This is a genomic window from Verrucomicrobiota bacterium (assembly GCA_016871535.1).
GTDB lineage: Bacteria > Verrucomicrobiota > Verrucomicrobiia > Limisphaerales > SIBE01 > VHCZ01.
On sequence record VHCZ01000402.1, the window covers coordinates 1 to 3577 of the forward strand.

Consider the following 3577-nt stretch of genomic DNA (forward strand, 5'->3'; position numbering starts at 1 on the left):
CGACACAGATGAGTGATCCGGTCCAATTCAGCATCACGACGCGCGACGTTTGCCTCTGGTACGGCAAGTTCCAGGCGCTCATCAACGTCAGTGTCAACATCCGGCACGGCCTCGCCACGTCGCTCATCGGGCCGAGTGGCTGCGGCAAAACGACGTTGTTGCGCTGCTTCAATCGAGTCAACGAACGCTACGATTACGTCACCACGAAGGGCGAAATCAAAATTCTCGGCAAAAATATCTACGACCCGGATGTTTCGCTGATCGAGCTCCGCAAACGCGTCGGCATGGTGTTCCAGCGCCCGAACCCGCTGCCGATTTCGGTGTATGAGAACGTGGTCTTTGGCCTGCGGCTCCACCGCGAGCAGAAGCCGTCGCGAACCGAGCTGGACGCCGCGGTCGAACAAGCGCTCACGGAGGTCGGCCTCTGGAACGATCTCAAGGACCGGCTCGACGCGAAGGCCACCGGGCTGCAGCTCGAACAGCAGCAAAAGCTCTGCATCGGGCGGTTGCTGCCGCTCAAGCCGGAGGTCATCCTCATGGACGAACCGTGTTCCGCGCTCGACGTGGAAGGCACTCGCGCCATTGAGGAACTCATGTTGGCGTTGAAAGGCCGCTACACGATTGTGATCGTGACGCACAACATGGCGCAAGCGCGCCGCGCCAGCGACGAGTGCATCTTCATGCTCCTGGGCGAGTTGGTGGAGCATCGCCGAACCGAGGAATTGTTTCTCGCGCCCAAGAATCAGAAAACCGCCGACTACATCGAAGGCCGCTATGGTTAGGGTTTGGACTTCAGCAAGTCCAGATTTCTTCGAGCCACGGCGTCGTCCGGATTCAGGCGCAGGGCCGTTTCAAAAAAGCTTTGCGCTTCCTGGCGGCGCCCTTTTTGGAGACAAATGTAACCCAGGTTGCCGAACGCCTGGTAGTCGTCGGGGTTTAATCGAATCACCGCGCGGAATTCCTGTTCGGCAGCGGGCAATTGCTTTTGGAGGAGAAGCAAATAACCCAGTTCGTAGTGCGCCTTGTCATCATCCGGCTTGAGCCGGATCGCCGCCAGGAGATGGGGGACAGCATCGCTCGCCTGGCCGCGCGATGACAAAGCCCGGCCCAGCCGCATGCGCGCGTGCGCATCATTCGGGTCGAGACGCAGCCGAAACCGAAAGTAGTTCATGCTGATCTCGGTGAACTTCTCGAAGTAATCTTTGGCGAGGACCGCGCGCTCTTCTGGATTCTTCGGAGCCGCCTGGAAAAACAGTTCCGCCATTTCGTCTGTGGTCTGCAAACCGAAGCGCACCGGCTTTGGCGGGCGGTTCGGGTTGCGGACGTTGTTGGTGCTGTTGTCGTAGGTGTAGTGCATGACCAGCTTCGTCGCCTTCGGCAACGACACCGGCTCTTTGTACCGGTAATCGCCTTGCCAAAAAAAATCCCAGTCCGGGATGGAAATCAGCCAGCGCTTTTCTCCGTCCGGCAAAACGGCGTAGCCCTGAAGCTTCTTTCCCAAATAATGCGCGTGCGCGCTGACGCGGACCAGGCTGAGATCGATCGGCAACGTGTAGGATTGTTCGACCGCGTAGTCCGTCGCGCCGGGCGGAATGTCCATTTCAAAATGGGCCAGCTTGATGCGGAACGCGACGTTCGTCGGCGCTTGATCGGTGAAATAGAATCCGAGCGTGGGCTGCACCGTTTCGGGTTTGCCCGTGGGATTCATGTGCAATTGCAAAACGAGATCAGTGTTCGGTTTTAAGACCCAGGCCAGACCGTCCGACGCGAAGTAAGGCACTTTGCCCGGCTGCCAGCCGAGCAATTGGCCGCCCGGCATGATCGCGGTATCCGGCAATTCCATGCCGTCGAAACCGGGCGGATTCTGACGTGCGGCGAGGCGGCGCGATTGGCCGGTCTCGTCCACTTGAATGAAGGCGTGATGCACGACCTGGGCGTTGCCCGGCAGAAACTCGACGCCCTTCACGAAACGCGCCGCCGAAACCGGGATGGAAAAAACGAAGTTGCGATACACGTCCTTGCCCTCTGCCGGCAGCGTGTAAGCCAGGGGCATCTTGACCACGAGATCCGGTTGGCCGAGATGCCAGCCTTCGGTCCATTTGGGCAAGGGCAGCAGATCGGAGGGATTCCCCTCGACCGCGCCTTCGGCGATCCACTGCTGGAGGCGGCCCAACTCATCCTCCGTCAGCCGGCGTTCGTCCGCGAAATCGCCGTGGCCCGGTTCCGGGAGCCACGGCGGCATGTAACGCCGGGCGGTCACGTCAGCGATCTGCTCGGCCCGCTTCTTCACTTCGGCAAAACTTAGGAGCGCAAAAGGAGCGGATTGGCCGGGGCGATGGCAAAACGCGCAACGTTGAAAAATAATCGGCGCAATGTCCTTTGTGAAGGTGAGCGTCCCTTTCGGGCGAGGCACGTAGCGCTCGGCCACGGTTGATTTCTGGCTCCGATTCCAGAAAAAGAAGAAGCCAGCGCACGCGATCAACCCGGCGCCGAGAAGCCCAAGCACGATTCCCTTCCCCTGGCCGGCTTGCCTGAGCTCCGCCCGATTCGCGTTTGAAGCCGATGCCTGGCTTCGGCGGCGATTCGGCTCTTGCTTCTTCACCTGCGTTCGATAACACGCTCTGGAACTCGGCTCAAGCTTTCCGAACCGACGAGTCAGTCAAAATGCGAGAAACCGAAGAAAAGTGGGCGCCTCTGACAACTTTCAAGCGTCAGATCAGTTCTTCCTCGGATCCACGAAGTTCGTTTCATTCACCGAGCCGTCGATTTTCTCGTCCTTGAATGAAAAAGTTCGGACCATGGATTTGATGGGCACAGGCCTTTGGGGAGGTTCTTTGCCAAGCCGCTTGAACGTGGCCTCCATTTTCTTTGCCTGCGCGGCCAATTGCTGTTCGTCGAGTTCGATCAAGATCCGGCGAAGGAGGAAAGTCTTCGAGTCAATCCACAACGTCACGTCGCCAAGCTCAGCGTGCTTGCTGATGAGTTTGAAACAGTCCGCAGCATCGATCGCTTCATGGCCTTCCACCTTTGATCCCTCCAATCGCGGCACGATGAAGGGATCGCTCCCGCCCGTCCAGGCGCCGTCGCTCTTCATCAACGCGGACGCCATCAGTTCGGCTGCGCCTTGAGCGACACTTCCTTTGCCCGCACCGGACACACTCGAGACCTCCACAAAGGCGCCGTTGTGCTGCAGGGGCCAGGCGCTCCAGGTTTTCTTGCCGTCACTCACAATCGTGAAGGGATGGCCGCCCTTGAATGAAGTTCCCTGGCTGGCGGTCTGGCCTTCGATGCGGACTTTGCCCGGCCGCATGAAGGTGACTTTGGCTGATGAAGTTTGTTCCACCTTGGTGCCGCCGATTTCGCTCTTGCCCTGCACGATTGTGGTTCCCACATAAGTCTTCACCGCGGCGTAAGCGGCTTCGGATTTCTTGAGGATGTCGCTGCCGCTCAGCTCTTCGCCGAGCGTGGCCTCCGACAAACCAAGCAAAACCGCGAACATCCATGAGTTACGCCACGAATTTGCTTTAGTCAGGCAGGAGCGGAGTGCGGGAATTCCGGAATCTTGGAAGCTTTTCAT

General features: G+C 58.9%; 3 protein-coding genes. 1 reads left to right on the top strand and 2 read right to left on the bottom strand.

The window, feature by feature from the left end; genetic code table 11:
- The first annotated feature begins 8 nt into the window (after positions 1-8).
- Entirely contained in the window at positions 9-782 is a 774-nt protein-coding gene (locus tag FJ398_26765) for a phosphate ABC transporter ATP-binding protein (GenBank protein MBM3841485.1), read from the top strand.
- Here FJ398_26765 and FJ398_26770 read toward each other — a convergent pair.
- Both FJ398_26770 and FJ398_26775 read right to left on the bottom strand, forming a co-directional pair.
- Complete coding sequence (locus FJ398_26770) at positions 779-2602, bottom strand: tetratricopeptide repeat protein (GenBank protein ID MBM3841486.1); 1824 nt, start codon at positions 2600-2602, stop codon at positions 779-781. The two genes, FJ398_26765 and FJ398_26770, sit on opposite strands and share 4 nt — an antisense overlap.
- Positions 2603-2716: 114 nt before the next feature.
- Complete coding sequence (locus FJ398_26775) at positions 2717-3499, bottom strand: hypothetical protein (protein MBM3841487.1); 783 nt, start codon at positions 3497-3499, stop codon at positions 2717-2719.
- Positions 3500-3577 lie beyond the last annotated feature (78 nt).

What these genes read in the sequence shown, in the direction of transcription:
- FJ398_26765 (MBM3841485.1), top strand. Translation starts at nt 9, where the DNA reads ATGAGTGATCCGGTCCAATTCAGCATCACGACGCGCGACGTTTGCCTC.
- FJ398_26775 (MBM3841487.1), bottom strand. Translation starts at nt 3,499, where the DNA reads ATGTTCGCGGTTTTGCTTGGTTTGTCGGAGGCCACGCTCGGCGAAGAG.